The sequence below is a fragment of the Sphingomonas sp. IC-11 genome (assembly GCF_021043365.1).
In the GTDB taxonomy this organism is placed as follows: domain Bacteria; phylum Pseudomonadota; class Alphaproteobacteria; order Sphingomonadales; family Sphingomonadaceae; genus Sphingomonas.
Map to the genome: position 1 here is coordinate 1 of NZ_JAJNDU010000006.1, position 19,655 is coordinate 19,655.

A 19,655-nucleotide genomic window follows, 5' to 3' on the forward strand; every position below is an offset into this window, starting at 1 on the left:
CGGACCCGGAGCCGCCGCCCACATGTCCCTTCATCTTGACCAACAATGTCAAAGAGCGACAAAAACCGACGCCTCGGCTAACCCCTTTTTCTCGGGGCGACCATGGCGCCTTGTTTTCGCTAACCGCCTCAGCAACCGTGCCGGCCACCGCTGCGGTGACACCCATCTAGGCGGACCGCCCCCAACCGTCAACAGGTTTTTCCGGCAGCCGTCAGATTTCATAAAAAAGTGGCTGCTTCCTCGAGAGTTACGAGGCGCCTGTCCGACGGAGACCCTTCTATTCAAGGCCATCGCATGTCCGAGACTCGCCGTGCTTTTGGGAGGCTGCAGGGGTGAATCTGACCGAGCACGCGAATCTCGCCCGCGATTCCGACGATATCCTCCGAATCTGGACCGGAGGCTCCTTTCAGCTGCGCGTTTCGATTCGAGCTGGCGCATCGACGCGAGCTCGAATCGAGCGGTGTCATTGGAAGCCGACCACCGCGTGCGGCACGTACGCCTGCTCGAGGCGACGCAGTTCCTCATCGTTCAGAACGATGTCGAGAGCAGCGACGGCATCCTCCAGATGGCCTTCCTTCGAGGCGCCGACGATCGGGGCAGACACAACCGACTTCGACAAGACCCATGCCAGTGCGATCTGCGCGCGTGGCACGCCGCGTTCAGCCGCTACAGCGGCCACCGCTTCGACCACCTTCCTGTCCGCGTCGGCAGTATGGGCGAAGAGCGTCTGGCCGAACTTGTCGGTCTCCGACCGACTGGTTGATTCCCCCCAGTCTCGTGTCAGCCGCCCGCGTGCCAGCGGGCTCCACGGAATGACTCCGATACCCTCCGCTTCGCACAGCGGGAGCATTTCGCGCTCTTCCTCCCGATAAAGCAGGTTCAGATAATTCTGCATGGTGACGAAGCGCGTCCATCCGTTCGCGTCAGCCGTGTGCAGCATGGTCGCGAATTGCCAAGCGTACATCGAGGACGCACCTATATAGCGCGCCTTTCCGGCCTTCACGACGTCGTGGAGCGCCTCCAGTGTCTCCTCGATCGGCGTTTCATAGTCGAAACGGTGGATCTGATAGAGATCGACATAGTCGGTCCCGAGGCGCGTCAGACTGGCATCGATTTCCTGCATGATCGCCTTGCGGCTCAAGCCAGCGCCATTGGGACCGGGCCGCATCCGGCCATGCACCTTCGTGGCGATGACCACCTCCTCGCGGCGGGTGAACTCCTTCAGCGCTCGCCCTACGATCTCCTCGGAGCTGCCGTCGGAATAGACGTTAGCGGTATCGAAGAAGTTGATCCCTGCCTCGATCGCCTGGCGCAGCAGTGGACGACTTTGCTCCTCCGGAAGGGTCCATTCATGATTGCCGCGCCCGGGATCCCCGAAGGTCATGCAACCGAGACAAAGCCGCGACACGTCCAAGCCCGTGGCGCCAAGCTTCACATATTCCATCCGGCCTCTCCCGATGATCCTGCCGCGCTATCGTTGATCAGAACAAACGCTGGCGGCCAAGCGAAAGGTCGTGCAGCCAGAGCGCGCCCGCGACCATAAGGCACCCGCGGAATGCTACGCGGTAGAAACAGCTGTGACCGACCTTTATTCGGTCGAGGCTGAGTTGGGCTGCTCCCCCGTCTTCTCATCGCCGAGTTGGCCGGTGCCATGATAGGCGCGTCCCGACTGCCCGCCGTCGAAATGGCCGCCCTTCTTCCCGGTGTGTGGATTGGGGTAGGCGCCGCCCTGGCTTTCACCGCTGCTATCCCGCCGGCTGGCGACCTCCCCATTCTCATCGGGAACGTGCGGCTTGGTTCCGCTGCCATCGGCCTGCATCGGCTGTTTATCGGTCATATCATCCTCCAGAATCTCGCGGGCGCGCGTTGGCGGACTCATGGTGCCATGGGCCCGGCCGGAACATTCAGGCCAGCTTGAAACCTTCCTTGTTCATCGCGGCGGTGATGTGCTTGTTCTGCTCCTCGGTGAGCTTTGAACTCAGCCGCGGGAACAGGTCATTCTCCTCTTCCCGCATGTGGCTTTCGATCATGGCGCGAAACTCCTTCAGCTTCGGCAGCCAGTTCGGGTCGTCTTTGGGCATCTCCCCCAAGTCGAAGAAATACTGCTTCACGTAGCCGTGTTCGTGATGGAGGTGATCCGCAGCCTCCGTCAGCCCGTGATCGCGCATCATCGCATACACAACATTCTCTTCCTGGAAGGCGTGTTTGCTGATGGCGTGCTTCAGCTGCGTCAGCAGCATTGTCCGACGCGCAACTGCCGTGTCCTCAGTCTCCTCCAGGAGATCGAAGATCTTCAGTGCTGCCGCATGCTCCGCCGCCAGTGCCTTGTCCCAGTTTCCGGCGAACATCGTCGGGGCCTGCACTGCCGACTTTCGCAGCAGGTTCGCTGCCAAGCCGATCGCAATTCCAGCCGCGGCACCGATCGCCGCCGTCTGCCGGTTCGTGCCCGTGCCTGACACATTGCCTGATGTCGCCATGTTCCTGCTCCTCTGCTGGAGTAGCAACGACAAGCCGTGCGGGGTGTTCCTGCCGCGATGATCGCTGCGCTGCTTTCTGCCTAACGTAGATCAAGGGGACGCGCCGGTGGGTAGTTGCGAGCCTTGATCTGAAGCAAGTGGCGGAACCCAAGATGGCGTTCCGACTTGAAGGCGTCAGGCGAGCAACGCCGCTCGCATGGGAGCCCTTGCATGCTGGCGATGAACTATCGCGGACCCTATCGCGTCCGTGCCGACGAGAAACCGATGCCGCAGATCCTTCACCCGGAGGACGCCATTGTCCGTGTGACCCGATCGTGCATCTGCGGATCGGACCTGCACCTCTACCACGGAATGGTTCCGGACACGCGAATCGGGATGACCTTCGGGCATGAGTTCTGCGGGATCGTGGAACAGGTCGGGCCGGAAGTCCGCAACCTGAAGCCAGGCGATCATGTGCTCGTGCCGTTCAACATCGCGTGCGGCAAATGTCATTTCTGCCAGCAGGGCCTGTACGGCAACTGCCACGAATCGAACGCCCAGGCGACGGCGGTAGGCGGCATCTTCGGCTATTCGCATACCGCAGGCGGCTATGACGGTGGCCAAGCCCAATATGTCCGCGTGCCCTATGCCGACGTCGGACCGATGGTGATCCCGGACTGGATGGACCCGGACGATGCGGTCCTGCTCACCGATGTCGTGCCGACAGGCTACCAGGCGGCCGAGATGGGCGGCATCCAGCCGGGCGACACCGTGGTGGTGTTCGGCGCTGGCCCCGTGGGGCTGATGGCGGCGCGTTCCGCCTGGCTGTTCGGCGCCGGACGGGTGATCGTGATCGACCATCTCGATTATCGGCTGGAATTCGCACGCGTCTTCGCCCCTGCGGAAGTGTACAATTTCCGCGAGATCGACGACGTCGTCGTGTTCCTGAAGAAGCAGACGGACTCACTTGGCGCGGATGTCTGTATCGATGCGGTAGGCGGCGATGCTGCGGGCAATGCCCTGCAATATGTATTCGGCACCAAGCTGAAGCTGGAGGCCGGGAACGCCATCGCGCTCCACTGGGCGATCAACTCCGTGAAAAAGGGCGGGATCGTGTCGATCGTCGGCGTTTACGGCCCGACGGGTAACATGATCCCGATCGGCAATGTCGTGAACAAGGGCATCACCGTTCGCGCCAATCAGGCGTCGGTGAAGCGGCTGCTGCCCCGGCTGGTGGACCACATCAAGGCCGGGCACCTCAATCCCAAGGCCATGATCACCCATCGCGTTCCGCTGACCGACATCGCGGATGCTTACCACATGTTCTCGGCGAAGCTCGACGGCTGCATCAAGCCGGTGCTGCTGCCGAACGGCCAGTGAGCGGAGAGGTACGATGACAAAGCAACTGGTCGACACGTCCAAGATCCCCGGCTGGGGCGTGGATGCGGATCCGAAGAACAATCCCACCTATCCGATCCGCCATATCGAGGACCAAAAGGACCGCGGGCTCACCTGGACGCGCCCGTCGCAACAGATTCCTCAGGTCGAAGTGCTGCGATCGATCGAGCATAATCGCCTGCCGGCGGTGATCGGCACGTCGACGCCGCCGAGCGGTCTGTCCGGTGCGATCCGCCGCTACGCGTTTCGCCGCAGCGAATCCGACTGGTGGCACTGGCTGCTGTTGATGGGTGCCGACCGGATCAATGTGGTCGAAGGCGTGGTGGAAGATCTCACGCGCGGCAAGCTGCCCAACATCCCCGGTGAAATGGGCGCGCGTTCGGAGTGGCAGCACAACAAGAAAGGGTTCGTGCTGAAGGCTGGTGCCACCCTGGCCGTGGGAATCGCGCTGGTCGCGGCGTTCCGTCGCGGCGGATCTCGGCGGGACAATCAGCCCGCGCCGGCAGTGGCGACGCCGACAGATCCGGACTCGGTGCCACACATCCCGTATTGAGCGGCGCGACCTTAACGGGGAAGCAAGGCGTCGGCGCTACCCTGCCTGATGGCTGATCAGCGCCTCCCAACATCCACAAAATCGAAAGGCCGCCCTCTTGCGAGAGCGGCCTTTCCATTGTCAGCCATTCGCGGCTCTCGTCAGGCGAGAACCTCCGCGGCGGAGGTCACGTCCATCAGACTTGCCGCGAGCGGCGTGAGACAATGAGACATTCGACCACCTCCTTTCCGTTGTTGAACGATAACAGGAATGTGGGACGCCCGCCCGTGTTTTCAATAGCTTGTCCATAGTCGCGATCGGCAACGTCGGCGGATCGTACATGCAACGCAGGCGCCCGCGGCCGGGATCAGCCAGCGCGGCAATGTCTCTGACGTAGAAGCGCGGGCGAACAAGGCTGCAATCCGCCCGCCGGCGGTGAGGCTGCATCACTCGGCGTGACCTGTCTGCAACAGTATTGCTCAGCCCAAGGCGAGGCCCACGCAGTCTGGTTTGCGGGATTCATCACAATCTATGTTGAAGCCTGAAACTCCACCGTCTCTCAGGCATTTAGCTGGCATGCCGAGCTATGTCTTCCGTGTCCGTACCCCTGACAACGTCACCCATCGTGTGCAACGTGATGAACTGCCTGACCTCGACGCGGCTATGGCTCATGCGCAACGCTTTGCCCGCACACTGGTGCGCACCCCAGTGCGCCGCGGGCAGCGGACGATTGGCGGCAGCGTCGACGTGGAAATCGCCGATCGGGCCATCGCCCGCCTTTTGCTGAGCGAAGTGGCCTATCAGATTTCCTGAGGCGATCCGCGCAACGGTTGGCGCGGCGCACCGGCGCCCCTTTTGACATTCGCCCGTGCGGCATTGCACGGCACAGGCGATGACTAAGACGCCGCCGGTCCCGCTCGCGATCTATGACCTTGACCGCACCATCACCAGCCTTCCCACCTGGACGCCCTATCTGCTGTTTGCTGCGCGGCGGCTCGAGCCGGCCCGGCTCGCGCTGCTGCCGGCCGTGGTCGCCTCCGCCGCTACGCGATCGCTCGGTATCATGAACCGTGACCAGTTGAAGGAGGCGATGCATCGCCTGCTCCTGGGCCCCGCCGTGCCGCCGGACCGGCTGGCGAAGGTATCCGAAGCGTTCGCCGAATGGATCGTGCGCAATCACGTCCGCCCGGGTGCGCGCGCGCAATTGACCGCCGACAAAGGAGAGGGGCGGCGCATCGTCATCGCCACCGCGGCGCACCGCTTCTACGCGGAGCCGATCGCACGCCGCCTGGGTGTCGCAGATCTGGTCGCAACCGAGGCTTCGCGCGGGGCCGGTGGCGACATCTTACCGGCGCTGAGCGGCCCGAACTGCTACGGTTCGGCAAAGCACGCCATGATCACCGCATGGTTCGCGCGCAGCGGGATGGACCGTGCCAACACGCACATCCGCTTCTATTCCGACCATGCGACCGATCAGCCGACCTTCGAGTGGGTGGACGAGCCAGTAGCAGTCAATCCGCACCGCAAGTTGCGCGCCTTGGCCGGCGAGCGCGGCTGGCAGATCGCGGACTGGGGGGCCGGCTAAGCGCCGCCGAAGCGCGTCACAATGGCGGCCGCTGCGCGCGCGGACGCGGGCTGATCGGTCAGCGAAAAGGTTGCTGCGAAGGCGGCTTCCTGCGCCGCGCGGAAGCGGTCAGGTTCGCGGACGGCGCGGTCCAGCGCACCCGGCAATTCCCGGATGTCGCCGATCACTTCCCCCAGACGCCAATGTGCAAAATCGGGGCTGTCCTGCCATTCCGCCTTGCTCGCATCGAGAAAGATCGCGGGGCGCGGGCGCACGATCCATTCGTAGATCTGGCTGCTGGCGTCGCCGAGGTAGATGTCCGCGCCGCGCGTATATGTCATGTCCACCGAAGCTTCGCTGCCCATGTCGACATGAATATTGGGCAAGCTGCGATAACGCTCTGCAACGTCGCGGCGCCAGTGCACCACGCGGTGCTCGACGGAGGCGTGGACCCGTCGCTGCGCCAGCATCACATGGGGCGCGACCACCAGATTGTAGTCCGATTGCGCTGCAAACCAGGCAACCACATCCTCGCCCATCGAATACCAGGATGAGAGCAAGGGATCGAAGTGCGGGTTGTACAGCACCGTTGGTCGATCATTGGCGAACAGGCGCGGCGGCGGCCCGTTATCGATCGTATCGAACTTCGGATAACCGACGATGACGTGATTGTCGGGCGTGATCAGGCCGGCGGCGAGCATCCTGTCGCGTACCTTCGCACCGGAAAGAAGCACGAGATCAAACCCGCGCATCACCGCCCGGAAGCCGACGGACCGGTCGCCTGCGCCGTGCGGGATCCACACATATTTTAGCTGATCGAGTCCGAAGCGGTCGCGCAGCAGAAGCGAGGTGGTTTCGGGCACCACAAGCACATCGAGCGCGGCAAAAGCCGGTAGGTTCTCGCGAAGCGTCGCGATGCGCCGAAATGGTGCGACAAAGCGCAGCGCCCGGTCCAGCGCCGCAGCGACTTTCCCGATCTTCAGGGAAACGAACCTCACCTTTGCCGCTGCAGCGCCCAGAAGCGCGCGAACTTCGCGTTCCTGCTCCGCAGACGAGGTGAGAACCACCGCCTCCACCTGAGGATAGCGCACGATCTCCCCGATCACGGGCGCTGTATGGCGGATCTGATGCAGGGCGTCGTGGTTGAAGAGAAAACCTACCTTCATGCCCGGGCCTGGCCCTCCAGATAGGCGATGACGGCCTCGGCGGCTCTCTCCGCCGCGCCCGGCGACGTATCGCCAAGACTGGCCTTCGCCATGGCCTCCTGACGCTCTCTATAGAGCGCATGGCGCTCCGGCGCCGCGCGGATTGCGGTCATCAGGTCGGCGGGATCATCCACCACATCGCCCAGATGCCAATGTGCAAAGCTCGGGTCATCCCGCCAGTCGATGCCGTGCGCGTTCAGGAACACGCACGGTCTTGGGCTGGCGAGAAACTCATAGACCTGACTGCTGACGTCACCGACATAGATATCTGCGGCGGCCGCATAACTCATGTCGACGGAGCGGTCGGAACCGGGATCGATCAGCACATTGGGGGTGCTGCGCGCCCGCCAGCGACTGCGCAGTGTGTCGCTCCGCCTGCGGAAGAGCTTCACATGGGGCGCGACGATCAGGTTCATGGATGGGTCGGCGGCGAAGCCGGCGAGCATCGGCTCCACGAAGCGATGCCATGACGTGAGCTTGGGCTCCTTATGGGCATTGTAGAGCACGGTGGTCTGCGTCTTGGCGAACGGCAGCGCGGTGGTGCGGGCGATATGCTCGGCCGTATCCAGCTTCACCGATCCCGTAAGCGCATAGCCGCCTTCCCTGACCAGCCCCGCTTCCAGCATTCGCGCGGCGGTCTTCGGCCCGGCGAGCAGGACGAGGTCGAAGGTCGCGATCCTCGGGATGAAGCCGCGTGCGCGATCACCAAAGCCGTGGGGACTGTAGATCAGCCGGGGATGGGTGGCGCCCAGACGGCGCAGCGCGGCAACGGTATTCTCCACCGCGAAGATGGCGTCATAGCCGTTCAGTTCGGCGATGTTGTCGCGCATCACCATGTCCTTGAACATGCCAAGCCGCTTCATCCGTTGCAGCCCCCGCGTGAGCCGCGACTTGCGCAATGGACGTTGCTCCAGCTCTGGCCCACCCCATGCCTGGGTGATCCGCGCCAAGTGGTGCGGCGTCTCTGGATCGTTGAAGTAATTGACGATCGTCCAGCCGGTCCGGCGTGCAAGCTCGAGCGCGATGGCTGCGCCATGGTAGCACTGATAGGCTTCTGCGATATAGAGGAAAGCAATGCGCATCCGCGTGGCCCATAGCGCGGTGGCGATTGGAAGACAGCCGTTGACGTCCCCCCCTGAAGCAATATCCCCGTTTCGCCGCGCGCTGCGCAATGTCGGTTGGCTGCTGACCGGCAAAGGCCTCGGCGCCGTGCTCAGCATCGTCTATCTGGCGCTGGCGACGCGCTCGCTTGGCGTCCAGACGTTCGGTGTATTCACCTTGATCCTCAGCACGGCTCAGGCGGTTGCGGCACTCGTCGGCTTCCAGACGTGGCAGATCGTGGTGCGGTTCGGGATGGTGCACCGCGAGAGCCGCGCCTCGGCGGCACTATCCCGGCTCGTTCGCTTCTGCCTGGCACTGGATATTGGCGGGGCATTGGTGGGCATCGGCATCGCGGGCGCGGCGCTGTGGCTGATGCAGGCGCATTTCGACTGGTCAACGTCGCTTGCGTGGCAGGCATTCGCGTTTTCGGTCGTCCTTCTATTGTCTGTGCGCTCCACGGCAGTCGGAGTCCTGCGCCTGCATGATCGGTTTGCGATCGGCGCCGGCGCGGATGCGGTAACGCCGATGGCTCGGTTCGTCGGGGCGTTGATCGCAGTCTGGCAGGACGCCACCCTGACCGGCTTTCTGATCGCCTGGGCAGCGGCCGAGGTGCTGACGGCGGTCGGCTATTGGATCAGTGCGGCGCGGGTTGCGCCACATGCGCTTCGCAGCTGGCGAGGGACCACGCTCGCCCCTTCGGAAAACCCGGGAATCTGGCACTTCGCCTTTGTCACCAATCTGAACTCCACCCTGAACGCCGCCAGCCGGCAGTTCGCCGTGGTGCTGGTCGGCCTGCTCACCGGAGCGGCGGCGGCCGGCAATTACCGGCTCGCCTATCAGCTCAGCCAATCGCTGGTCCGCCTCGCCGACATGTTCGCACGCGGTGTGTTCCCCGAAGTGACCCGCGCCCACGCCAGCCAGCGCGCCGGCGAGCTTCGCAAGCTGGTGCGTCAATCGGCCAAGCTGGCAATGGGCGTGGGGCTCGCAACCTGCGTGCTGGTGCCGCTGCTCGGCAAGCCCGCGCTCTACCTGATCGCTGGAGAGGCGTATCTTGGCGCTTACCCGGTGTTGGTACTGCTGGGCCTTGCCGCCGGACTGGACATCATGGCGGTCGGCTTCGAACCGGTGCTGCTGGGAACAGGTCACGCGGCACGCGCGCTGCGCATCCGCATGCTTTCGGCCGCGGTGCTTTTCTCGTTCGTGATCCTTTTGATGCCGTCCTTCGGGATCATCGGGGCAGGCGCGGCATCATTGATCGCATCAGCCGTCGCGCTGATCGCCCTGATGCGCAGCGCCTATGTCCTGACGCGCGCCTGAGGGGGCGGCGAGCCTCGCGCCTTGAATTCACCGGCTCGGGTTGCGACCTACAAGGCTGAAGGAGCCGGTCGGCGCATGTGAACACGGGCCCTGCCAAGCGATCGAACGTGCCAGACCATCGCCCGGAAGAAACGGTCAGTTCCACTTCCGCACCGGAAATGCCGCATTTGCGCCCACTTGCGTTGGCAACTCTGCGGTACGGTAGGTAACACTCCCTGTTACGCATTTGTGAGGACGTCAGATTTCGTGAAAGTGCCTTTTCCGACCGGCGTCGCACTTCCTCCAAAGCCAGGGCCGCGCGCGGATCTGATGAGTGATCCGGGCGGCAAACAGCTCGCGCCTACGCCAAATTCCGCGTTCCGCTTCGAACGCGGCGCCGCGCGCGTGGGAATCATCAGCAATCCTCGCAGCCGCCGCAACTGGACGGTCGATCTGGAACGCAAGATCGGCCCGGGTGTGCTGGCCGCTGCCCCGACGACCAACGAGCAACTGGTGAAGACCCTGCGTTCGTTCGCCGAGCAGGAACTCGAGCTGCTCGTCATCGACGGCGGCGACGGCACCGTGCGCGATGTCCTGAGCGCGGCCGCCGGCATCTACGGCAATGACTTGCCTCCGCTCGCCCTCCTTCCGTCAGGCAAGACGAACGCGCTGGCGCTGGATCTGGGAGTGCCGGTCGGCTGGTCGCTGCAGGACGCCGTTGCCGCGCAAGCGACCGGCCGTATCCAGACACGTGCTCCGATCGAGATCCGCCGCGACGCCGAGGAGCCGCTGTGCGGCTTCATCTTTGGCGTCGGTGGCTTTGTGATGGCCACCGAACTGGCACAAGGAACGCACCGTCTGGGCGCGATCGATGGTCTGGCCGTGGGTCTTTCGCTCATTGGGGCGGTGGCGCAGACGTGCTTTGGCAGCCTGGCCAACCGCTGGCGGGTCGGTGAGCGGGTCGAGATCCTCGACTATCAGACCGGAGAGACCAGCGTCCGCAATCTGTACCTGCTGCTCGGCTCCACGCTCCAGCGGATGCCGCTTGGCATCAAGCCCTTGGGCAAGACGGGAGCCGGCTTTGACGTGCTGGCGGTCGATGCGCCGCCCCGCCTCCTGCCCGTGGCTGCTGCTGCTATTGTCGCCGGCCGCGAAGGCGGCTGGCTGCAACGGCTGGGTTATCATCATGGCCATGACATACCGCCGGTTCAGCTGAAGCTGGAACGCGGCTTCATCCTTGATGGCGAGATGTTCCCTGGCGGCACGATCGATGTGCGGACGGGCGCGCCGATCCGGTTCGTGACGCCGTGAACCCCCTCACCGATTTCCTTGCCTCCGAGCTGGACCGGCCGGTCCCTCCGGAGGTGGAGCAGGCCGGCCGCGTGATCGCCAGCCGGCTGGGCGGCGTTGCGGTGCTGTTCTACGGATCGGTTCTTCGCACCGGCGACCTGACCGGGCTGCTCGACTTCTACGTCCTGCGGGAGGGCCGCTCGCGCAGCGCAGTGGGTCGGCTGCTGTGGCCGGACGTCAGCTATCATGAGGTAAACGTCGGGGGCAAGGTAGTCCGGGCGAAGGTCGCGACCATGCCCCTGGATACGTTCGCCCGCGCGGCACAGGGCGAAACGCTGGACACGACGGTGTGGGCGCGGTTCGTTCAGCCAGCCGCTCTGGTCTGGGCCAAGGGGGCGAGCTTCCGGCACAGGACGATCGAGGCCGTGGCGGACGCGGCAATGACCGCATCGCGCTTCGCCGCGCTTCACGGGCCGGAACACGCCGATGCCATTACCTTCTGGCGTGCCCTGTTCCGGGCGACCTATGCGGCCGAGTTGCGCGTGGAAGCGCCCGGGCGGGAGGATCAAATCCTGGGATATGATCAGCTTCGCTACAAGACGCTCCTGCCGCTCGCCTGGCGTGAGGCGGGGGTCGATTTCGAGCAGCATGGCGACGATCTTTCCCCTCGCTTGCCCGAGCCGAAGATCATTGCGCTTGCCTCGGCTTGGCTGCGCCTGGAGCGGGCGGGCAAGCGCCTGAACCTGGCCCGGCTGATGAAGGCGGCATTCACCTTTGACGGGGCCACCCGCTACGCTGCCTGGAAGATCGAGCGGCATACCGGCATGCAAGTGATGGTGACCCCATTTCGTGAGCGGCACCCGATCATGGCGGCGCCGGGTGTGCTCTGGCAGCTATGGCGCCACACGGTGCTGCGATGATGCCGGCGGCGGTCGTGCTCGCCGGCTCGCGCGGTGGCACCGACCCTGTCGCCCAATATGCCGGTATTTCCGATAAGGCGCTGATTGAACTCGGCAGCGAGACGATGCTCGCGCGCGTGCTTCGCGCACTGCGTGATGCAGGCGTGGCTGATGTGGCGGTGGCCGCGAACGCGCCTGCGGTAGCAGAAGAGGCCCAGCGTCACGGCGCGCGGATGCTGCCGGCGGCCGCTGGCCCCAGCGCGAGCACGGCCGAGGCGCTTGCCGCCTTGGGCGCGCCCCTGCTGGTCACGACCGGCGATCATGCACTTCTCCGCCCCGAGTGGGTGCGCAGCTTTGTCGCTGACGTGCCGGCGGGTACGGACGTTGCGGTGCTGCTCGCGCGCCAGGAGTCGGTAGAACGGGCCGCGCCCGGCTCGCGACGAACCTACCTGCGCTTTGCGGACGGCCATTGGTCCGGTTGCAACCTCTTCCTGCTGGCGACGCCCCAGGCGGAAGCGGCAGTTCGGCTGTGGCAGGCGGTGGAACGCGATCGCAAGCGTCCATGGCGTATCGTCGGACGACTCGGCCCGGGGCTGCTGCTGCGCTATCTGATGGGTCGCCTGTCGCTGTCGGACGCGATTGCAGCACTTGGGCGGCGCGCGGGCGTTGTCGCTGCGGTGGTTGAGTGCCGGGACGGTCTCGCCGCCGTAGACGTGGACAAGCCGTCAGACCTCGATTTCGTCCGCGATCATCTCGGCAAAACGACAGCCCGCGCCTGACCTCTAGCGCTTCAGGCCTGCTCCCGCTCCGCCAGCAGCGGGCTTTCGGGTCGGGAGCGCAGCGCGACCACCAGCACCCCCGCTAGCGCCAGCATCGCACCCGCGACCATTCTGAGATCCAGTCGATCGCCGGTAAGCATCACGCCGAACGCGATGGTGAACAGGGGCGTCATGAGGGTGAGCGGAGCGAGCAGATTGGCCTCGTACCTGCGGATCAGCCCGTAATAGCTGGTGTGGCCGATGACCGAGACCACCAACGCCGCAAACAGCACGGCGCCGACGAATGGCCAGCCGATCGCCGATGCACTGGTCCATTGTCCCTGCTCGAACAGAGCGGTGGCAAGCGCCAGCGGAAGGAAGGAGACGAGGCCCACCCAGGCCTGGAACCGCAAGGGGGCGACATCCTCCACCTGCTTCATCAGCACCGCGCCCAGCGAACCCGTGAAAGCAGCGCCCACCACGAACCACAGCCCGGCCGAAAGTGCTACGCCCTCCGGATTCCATACCACCAAGAGCACGCCTGCCAGGGTGAGCGCGATGCCGAGCCCACGGCGCCAATGGATCCGCTCCCCCAGCATCACGATGGAGAGCAACGTCGTGAAGGGAACGCCAATCTGGATCACCACTGCCGCTGCCGAAGGGCTCGCCGTCTGCAGACCGATGAACAGCAATGCGAAGTTGCCCGCGCCCATCAGCAGGCCGATCACGAGAATGCGCCAACGCGGCCGCGGCATGGGCAACAGCCAGGGGACCGTCGCTGCGATCACCACCGCGAAGCGGACGGCAGCAAAGAACAGCGGCGGCACGCCCCAATTGCCGACCACGATCTTGCTGAGGACATTGCTGTAGCCCCAGACGAGGCAGATCAGCACCAGCAAGAGGAAGTCGCGCAGTTTCATGCTGACACCGTTGGCAGAGCGGAAGGCTCGACACCAGCACGGTGACGTGGGGGTTCTTCATGCGCCGGTGCCTCGTCAGGCACGGCCCACTTCCCTGGCCGGGCGGTCAGCGCACCTTTCCTGTCAGGCTCGGCCACGGTGTGATTGTGTGGGCAGAACCAGCCGTTCGACGAAGTTTCGGATCTCTCTGGTGCGACGTTCCGGAACGATGATCTCGCTATCCACGCCGAGGCGCCAGGCGAGGTCGAGACGATCCGGCGCTTCGTCCAGCGCTTCGATCAGCGCAGCATGGGCCGCCACCCCCGTTTCATCGGCAGCAAGGCCGTGTTCGATCAGGTCGTCGGCCTGCCGGCGCAAGGCGGCAGCCACCTCGAACAGGCTGATTTCGGGATGATATTGCACGCCCCAAAAGAGACCCTGCCCGCATCTGATCTCGGCCGCCTGAACACTGGTGGTCGCGTTCGTGCACAAGAGGACGCTTCCCTCCGGCAGGCAGGACACTTCGTCGGTGTGGATAGCGGGTGCGTCGAACACCGGCGGCCTCCCGTTCATCAGGGGATGGCCAGCACCCTCACCCGTCAAGTAAAGGCGCCTTGCAAACCCCGCCTCCCGGCGCGGCTCCATCGGGCGAACACTTCCCCCGGCGGCGACTGTCGCGATCTGAAGGCCAGCACAGGATCCGAAAGCGGGGGTACCTGAGTCAAAGACCGCGCGCATGAACTCCACCACGCGTCGCCCCTCCGTCGTGTCGTCATAAAGGTGCAGCGGAGAGCCGGTGAGGAATATGGCGTCTGCCGCCTGCAGTGCATCAAGCGCGGGCCGATCCACGGCACCGTCCGCCGGTGTGATGCGGGCCAGCTCGGCAGTCGGTGCGATGTGGCGCAAGACCGCCTGGTACGTCTCGCCGGAACTTCGGCCTACCGACGCGCGGCGCTTGTCGCGAGCTTCCGGGGGCTCGCTTTCCGCAATCAGGAATTTCAAGGGCTTGGTCACGCATTCGTCCTTTGGAGCGCTTCCCAACGGGTGACGCGCGCGTCCGCTCCGCGCGTAGTGGCGGAACCTGTCTTTTCGGGCAGATCGCTGCACCTCGCGGCGGCGTGTTGATCCAAAACCGGGTCCGCTCGTTGAAGCGCCGGCGTTTGCGCCACATCGTCGTTCGACAACAGGCCGACATCGGCCGGGAGGCTCTCGCTTGGCAATCACGCGCGTTATCGCCGGCGGCTATGCGGAGCAGGGCGCGGAGGGTCTGCGCCTCCTTCAGATCGACGGTGACCGGTTTACCCGGAACGATCTTGTCACACCGATCGTGAACGTTTCCGCTGGTGTGCGAATACCCACGTCGAGCAAATGGCTGTTCGTCGATGAAGCCGCCGGGTGCGTCAGGCTGGCAGACGCGAGCGACGAGTGGCGAGAGCTCGCGTCAGTGCCATCCGGGGGCGAAGGTCCCTGCCACCTGGCACTCGACGCCAATGCCACCCGTGTCGCGGCGGCCAATTATGACAGCGGCACGGTTGCGCTGTTCGAGCTGGACGCCGCTCACCATCCGCTCACCCCGCCGGTGCTGCACCAGAACCGGGGCCACGGCCCCGATCCAGATCGTCAGGAGAGCGCCCATGCACATTGGGTCGGCTTCGGCCCTGATGGCCGCCTGTACGTGGCGGATCTCGGGATCGATCAACTGCTGGCGTTTCGGGTACCGGGAGCGGCATCTCCGCTGGCAGAGCCGGCGCCGGTTCTGCGCGCACCCCCGGGTTCGGGGCCCCGCCAGCTTGCCTTTCACCCGAGGCTGCCGATCGCATATCTGGTCAGCGAACTGGCATCGACGCTCACTGTCCTGAGTATTGATGACGAACGGTTCGCGGTCGGTCAGACGCTTTCCACACTGCCGGACGATTTCGCCGGGGAGAGCCTTGGCGGCGCCATCGCGCTCAGGCCTGACGGCCGCCGTCTGTATGTCAGCAACCGCGGGCATAACAGTGTCGCCACCTTTGCTCTCGATGCGAAGGGCCAAGCGACGCTCCTCGGCCATAGTTCCTGTGGCGGCAGTTCGCCGCGCTATCTGCTGTTGTTGCCGGACCAGCAGCGCCTGCTCGTCGCCCATGAGGAGGAGGGCGGCGTCACGCTTTTACCGGTCGACGCGGACGGCCTGCCGCAGCGTCCGGCGGACCGCGCCGACGTGCCGGGCGCGGCGTTTCTTGGCCTTGTTCCGGACTAAAACGGCCTGAACCCGCCTGGTCTCGGCCAGCACGCTCCAGCGCCTCGAACCACTCGGCATAGCGGCTGTTCCGGGCCATCCGCCGGTTCTCGTCCGGCGCGCCATCGTCCCACCACACTGGGCCACGTTCGCCTAGCGCGATCTTGGTTTCATCGACGCGGGCGCGGGCGGCCGCGAGCGCCGCCGGATCGTCGCCACGAAGGGCTGCTCGAACTGCCCGACGCGCTGCCATGAGCTCGGCCACAAGCGCGTCGCGCCGGGGCGAAGGGAGGTCGGGATTGGCGCGACGCCACAGCCGGCCGCGGACCACGAGATAGCGGCCGTCCGGTGTAACGGGCGGGTCGGACGACCGCCGATCGTTCCGCGGTTCGCGGGTCAGCGGCGGCGCGGCCACAACAGCGCCGCGCCGCAGATAGCGGCCACGGCGGTGACGCCGATCGCCACACCGGCAGCGCGGCGCTGATCGGGACGGCGCCTGCCCCCGTCGATGCCGCTGGCCGATCCCGGCGGGGTGAACAATGCGCCAGGTCCATCCTCGCCCGGTGGCGCCTTGTCAGACCAAGTGTCCATGAAGCCGCTCATCACCGCCGCCGACAGGTTCGGCACCGCGAACTGTCCGAGCTTCAGCGCGAGCGCCGGCGCGCCCACCGCCGTCGTGTTCCGCGGACGACTGGCCAGCCTGACCACCGCCTTTGCCACCGTTTCCGGCGCCAAGGCGCCGGGCGGGAGCGACAGCCTTGCGCCGCTGTAATTGCCGGCATGATCAATACCCGGCGTATCGACGAAGGTCGGATAGATATCGCACACGTGGATGTGCGGCTTCTTCGACAGCTCGCCCCGCAACGCCTCGCTGAAACCCCGCAGGCCGAACTTACTGGCGGCATAAGCGGCGGCATAAGGCGTCGCGACGAAGCCCCCGACCGAAATCATGTTCACCCACGTGCCCCGATCCTGCGCCAGAAAGATCGGCAGCACGGCGTGCACGTCGTTCATATGACTGATGAGATTGGTCTCGATCACCTGGCGGTGATCGGCGATGGGAACGTCTTCGTACCGGCCGACGACGCCCGCACCGACACAGCTGAACCAAAGGTCGATGCCGCCGAGAAGGTCTCGCGCCTCCGCCGCCAGAGCCGCGACGGCGGCTGCGTCGGTCGCATCCACCACCCGGACATGAGCAGTGCCGCCGGCCGCCTGGCACCGCGCGGCAATGTCGGCCAAACCAGCCTCCCCGCGCGCCGCCAACACCAGCGCCGCGCCAGCGCGGGCGAACTCGACCGCGGTGGCCGCGCCGATCCCGCTCGATGCGCCGGTAATGACGACGCGGTGCTGGCCGCTCATCGCCCGACCGCTTCCTTCACCTTGTCGGCCGCCTTCGCGAGCAGGCCTTTTTCGGCTTCCTCCGCCTCTTCCTTGGTCTTGAAGGCAGCGCCCTCGGGTTCGGCGGGCGGGGCATAAACCGAGAAGAGCTTCAGATCCCCCGACCCCTTGTTGACGATATTGTGCTCCGATCCCTTGGGCACGACCACCATATGGTTGGCGCCCGCCTTCGTGGAATGGCCATCGACCACGACCTGCGCCTCGCCGCTGACAATAAAGGTCGTCTGGTCCGCAGGGTGAGTTTCCATGCCGATCTCCTCGCCGGCCGGAATGCTCATCAGCACGATCTGCACCTTGCGATCGCGGTACACTTCCTTCTGCCAGAGCGTGTTCCGGCTCGTGAGATCGATCATATCCTTGTTGAAGATCGCCATGTCGCTGTCCTTTCGATTGTCATGGGAAAGGACGATCGCGGCGAGGCAGCGTTCCCTGTGCCTTACGATTCCCGGCCGGCCGGCGCATCGCGATGCGATTCGATCATCGCGCGCAGATCCACCCGCGCCTTCAGCCGCGCACATAGCAGGGCGGTGCCGCTCACCTTTCGCTGGGCAAACAAGGTGTCCACCGGCGGGACGTGCCAAGTCTCCCGATCACGGGCCATTGGCACGGCCTCTTCGCGCACCACCGTGACAAACCCGCGATCGCCAAAGTCGAAAGGGCCGGGCCGGTGAAGTTCCGCCACGATCACGTCGATCATTCGCGCGACGATCGCGTCATGCCGCTGTGCCGCCTGCTCGCCGAGGAAGCCGGCCGCGATCGCCGCCTCGCGCACCCGCTCCCGATCATCGTCCAGTGCGGTCATGAGCAATCGATGGTAGCCGGCGCGCGTCGCGCGCTCCACCGGCCGCGCCGCGCCGAAATCGAGCAACACCAGCCGCCCCGTTTCCGCCTGCCACCGGTAATTGGCGAAATTGGGATCGGTCTGCATGAGGCCCCAGTCGAACAACTCACGCAGCACCAGCGAAATCAGCGCGCTGGCCGCGCGGTCGCGAACCGGTTGAGGCTCGCCCTCCAGCGCTTCGATCGGGGCGCCGGAGACAAAATCCATCGCCAGCACCTGTCTGGTGCTGAGTTCCCGCACGGCACCGGGCACGACATAAGCGGGATTATCGCCGATCAGCTGGCGGTAGCGCTCCAGCATGGCGAGTTCGCGCTCGTAATCCGCTTCATCGTGGAGCTGCTGCTTCGCTTCGGCGAGCAGCGGGGCGATGTCGATCTCCCGCGGCAGCAACCCGGACACCCGCAGCAACGTGGCGACATTGTCGACGTCCGCATCGATGCTGCTGGCGACACCGGGATATTGCACCTTGATCGCCAACACGCGCCCATCGGGCAGTTCCGCACGATGGACCTGGCCGATCGATGCGGCGGCAATCGGATGCGCCTGGAAATGCCGGAAGCGCCGCCGCCAGTCACGGCCCCATTCCGCCGCGAGCACCCGCTCAAGCTGCGCTGGCGGCATGTGATGCGCATTGTCGCGCAGCCGCGCCAAAATCTGCGTCAGCTCCGGCGGCAGCAACTCGCCCGCGTCCATAGAAATCATCTGGCCCAGCTTCATGGCCGCGCCGCGCAAATGGGACAGCTGGTCCGCAACACGCGCGGCATTGGCCGGCGTGAGCAGCAGGTCGCTCATCCGGGGGCGCTCGCCCGAGGCGAGCCGGCGCGTGCCTTCGGCCAGGACGCCGCCAGCGACTCCGCCCGCCAGCCGGCCAAAGCGGCCAAAGCGCGACAATCGCCCGCTTGGCACCGCCCGCCCCCGTCGATCGTCGGCCATGGTCTTCCTTTCACTGATCCTGCGTGCAGCCGCGCTTGCGCAGCAGACGCAACCGGAACCAAGCGCGGCGGATCGCCGGGCGTTCCACGATCATCGCCCATGCTCTGGCAATCCAATCTGCGCCAAGGTAGCTGGCCAGCCCTCAGCATGGTTGCCTGATGGCGACGAGTAACGAGACGAGAGTGGTTCGTGGTTGATAAGAGTTGGGGCAGCGCGGCGTCTCCGGGCTTTCGCATCCGCACGAACGACAGCCTCGAAGAACGTGCCGCCGAGCGGGCGCGGGCGCGCGAAGAACGGGCACGCGCACGCGTCGATACGGCCGCCGAACGGCTGGACGCGCGGGCCCAGGCACGCGAGGCACAGGCCGCCGAACGCGAGCGGATCAGGCAGGAGCGTCGCGAAGCCGAGGCCCAACTGGCGCTGAGTGATCCGCACAAGGCAGCCAGCCAGCGCAAGCGCGGCTCGGGCCGCAAGGATATCGTGCGCGTGCAACGCGACACCAGCAATTACACGATGGTCGTCAACGCCGACCGGATCCGAACGCTCGCCGAACGAGGCGCCTCCGTTGCAAGCCTCGCCTCGGTATTTGGCCTGACGATCGACCAGATCACAGAGGCACTCTCCGAAACTTCATCAGAGGAGGAGTGACGGGGAGTAAGATGGTTTGGAGGCGCCCCCGTTTTGCATCCATTACGGATGCAGGAGGCGAACGGCCCGCACGTGAACCGTGGTATATTAGTCGTCTCGGCGCCTGACGCTCATCAATCGAGCACAGTCATTGCCACTCATCGAATAGAAATAGTTCTTGAGTGGAGTGACTGCGCCCTCCCCACCTCTTTCTTACCTTTTATTATCGACAATTCGTCT

Annotated in this window: 20 protein-coding genes; 10 read left to right on the forward strand and 10 right to left on the reverse strand. The window is 65.1% G+C overall.

What is annotated here, in order from left to right; all coding sequences use genetic code 11:
• Positions 1-463: 463 nt before the first annotated feature.
• From LQ954_RS14785 to LQ954_RS14795, 3 genes are all read right to left on the reverse strand, one after another.
• A complete protein-coding gene (locus LQ954_RS14785) occupies positions 464-1,444 on the reverse strand; it encodes an aldo/keto reductase (RefSeq protein ID WP_231023820.1) in 981 nt (326 codons plus the stop codon).
• 144 nt (positions 1,445-1,588) lie between these two features.
• Positions 1,589-1,837 (reverse strand): hypothetical protein, encoded by a 249-nt coding sequence (locus LQ954_RS14790; protein ID WP_227772867.1) that lies wholly within the window; start codon positions 1,835-1,837, stop codon positions 1,589-1,591.
• 67 nt (positions 1,838-1,904) lie between these two features.
• Entirely contained in the window at positions 1,905-2,477 is a 573-nt protein-coding gene (locus LQ954_RS14795; protein WP_231023821.1) for a hemerythrin domain-containing protein, read from the reverse strand.
• A 210-nt stretch (positions 2,478-2,687) separates the two neighbouring features.
• On the opposite strand from LQ954_RS14795, the gene LQ954_RS14800 reads away from it, so the two are divergent.
• The 4 genes from LQ954_RS14800 (at position 2,688) to LQ954_RS14815 (ending at position 5,971) form a co-directional block, all read left to right on the forward strand.
• Entirely contained in the window at positions 2,688-3,836 is a 1,149-nt protein-coding gene (locus LQ954_RS14800; protein WP_231023822.1) for a zinc-dependent alcohol dehydrogenase, read from the forward strand.
• A gap of 13 nt (positions 3,837-3,849) precedes the next feature.
• On the forward strand, positions 3,850-4,407 hold the full coding sequence (locus tag LQ954_RS14805; RefSeq protein WP_231023823.1) for a hypothetical protein: 558 nt from the start codon (positions 3,850-3,852) through the stop codon (positions 4,405-4,407).
• 555 nt (positions 4,408-4,962) lie between these two features.
• Positions 4,963-5,199: a DUF6894 family protein gene (locus LQ954_RS14810; RefSeq protein ID WP_231023824.1), complete on the forward strand. Its 237-nt coding sequence runs from the start codon at positions 4,963-4,965 to the stop codon at positions 5,197-5,199.
• A 79-nt stretch (positions 5,200-5,278) separates the two neighbouring features.
• Positions 5,279-5,971: an HAD family hydrolase gene (locus LQ954_RS14815; protein WP_231023826.1), complete on the forward strand. Its 693-nt coding sequence runs from the start codon at positions 5,279-5,281 to the stop codon at positions 5,969-5,971.
• On the opposite strand, the gene LQ954_RS14820 is transcribed toward LQ954_RS14815, so the two are convergent.
• Entirely contained in the window at positions 5,968-7,116 is a 1,149-nt protein-coding gene (locus LQ954_RS14820) for a hypothetical protein (protein WP_231023827.1), read from the reverse strand. The genes LQ954_RS14815 and LQ954_RS14820 overlap by 4 nt on opposite strands.
• A complete protein-coding gene (locus LQ954_RS14825; RefSeq protein WP_231023828.1) occupies positions 7,113-8,237 on the reverse strand; it encodes a hypothetical protein in 1,125 nt (374 codons plus the stop codon). Before LQ954_RS14825 ends, LQ954_RS14820 begins: the two co-directional genes overlap by 4 nt.
• Here LQ954_RS14825 and LQ954_RS14830 point away from each other — a divergent pair.
• From LQ954_RS14830 to LQ954_RS14845, 4 genes are all read left to right on the forward strand, one after another.
• Positions 8,230-9,573: a lipopolysaccharide biosynthesis protein gene (locus tag LQ954_RS14830; RefSeq protein WP_231023829.1), complete on the forward strand. Its 1,344-nt coding sequence runs from the start codon at positions 8,230-8,232 to the stop codon at positions 9,571-9,573. The genes LQ954_RS14825 and LQ954_RS14830 overlap by 8 nt on opposite strands.
• A 309-nt stretch (positions 9,574-9,882) precedes the next feature.
• Positions 9,883-10,863 carry a diacylglycerol/lipid kinase family protein gene (locus LQ954_RS14835; protein ID WP_231023830.1) on the forward strand — a complete coding sequence of 327 codons (981 nt, stop codon included), beginning with the start codon at positions 9,883-9,885 and terminating at the stop codon, positions 10,861-10,863.
• Positions 10,860-11,762 carry a hypothetical protein gene (locus LQ954_RS14840; RefSeq protein ID WP_231023831.1) on the forward strand — a complete coding sequence of 301 codons (903 nt, stop codon included), beginning with the start codon at positions 10,860-10,862 and terminating at the stop codon, positions 11,760-11,762. Before LQ954_RS14835 ends, LQ954_RS14840 begins: the two co-directional genes overlap by 4 nt.
• Positions 11,759-12,520, forward strand: a complete 762-nt coding sequence (locus LQ954_RS14845; RefSeq protein WP_231023832.1) for an NTP transferase domain-containing protein — start codon at positions 11,759-11,761, stop codon at positions 12,518-12,520. Before LQ954_RS14840 ends, LQ954_RS14845 begins: the two co-directional genes overlap by 4 nt.
• A gap of 11 nt (positions 12,521-12,531) precedes the next feature.
• Here the strand turns inward: LQ954_RS14845 and LQ954_RS14850 are convergent, their stop codons facing one another.
• On the reverse strand, positions 12,532-13,419 hold the full coding sequence (locus tag LQ954_RS14850) for a DMT family transporter (protein WP_231023833.1): 888 nt from the start codon (positions 13,417-13,419) through the stop codon (positions 12,532-12,534).
• Between the two features lie 123 nt (positions 13,420-13,542).
• Positions 13,543-14,412 (reverse strand): type 1 glutamine amidotransferase, encoded by an 870-nt coding sequence (locus LQ954_RS14855; RefSeq protein WP_231023834.1) that lies wholly within the window; start codon positions 14,410-14,412, stop codon positions 13,543-13,545.
• 199 nt (positions 14,413-14,611) lie between these two features.
• Here LQ954_RS14855 and LQ954_RS14860 point away from each other — a divergent pair, with 199 nt between their 5' ends.
• Complete coding sequence (locus LQ954_RS14860; RefSeq protein ID WP_231023835.1) at positions 14,612-15,634, forward strand: lactonase family protein; 1,023 nt, start codon at positions 14,612-14,614, stop codon at positions 15,632-15,634.
• A gap of 375 nt (positions 15,635-16,009) precedes the next feature.
• Here LQ954_RS14860 and LQ954_RS14870 read toward each other — a convergent pair whose 3' ends face one another.
• The 3 genes from LQ954_RS14870 to LQ954_RS14880 all read right to left on the reverse strand — a co-directional run bounded on the left by LQ954_RS14870 (position 16,010) and on the right by LQ954_RS14880 (position 18,788).
• Positions 16,010-16,975, reverse strand: coding sequence for an SDR family oxidoreductase (locus tag LQ954_RS14870; RefSeq protein WP_227772852.1), 966 nt, complete (start codon positions 16,973-16,975; stop codon positions 16,010-16,012).
• Positions 16,972-17,388 carry a cupin domain-containing protein gene (locus tag LQ954_RS14875; RefSeq protein ID WP_231023836.1) on the reverse strand — a complete coding sequence of 139 codons (417 nt, stop codon included), beginning with the start codon at positions 17,386-17,388 and terminating at the stop codon, positions 16,972-16,974. Before LQ954_RS14875 ends, LQ954_RS14870 begins: the two co-directional genes overlap by 4 nt.
• Before the next feature lie 62 nt (positions 17,389-17,450).
• Complete coding sequence (locus LQ954_RS14880) at positions 17,451-18,788, reverse strand: ABC1 kinase family protein (protein WP_231023837.1); 1,338 nt, start codon at positions 18,786-18,788, stop codon at positions 17,451-17,453.
• A gap of 189 nt (positions 18,789-18,977) precedes the next feature.
• Here LQ954_RS14880 and LQ954_RS14885 point away from each other — a divergent pair, with 189 nt between their 5' ends.
• Positions 18,978-19,436: a hypothetical protein gene (locus tag LQ954_RS14885; protein WP_227772849.1), complete on the forward strand. Its 459-nt coding sequence runs from the start codon at positions 18,978-18,980 to the stop codon at positions 19,434-19,436.
• Positions 19,437-19,655 lie beyond the last annotated feature (219 nt).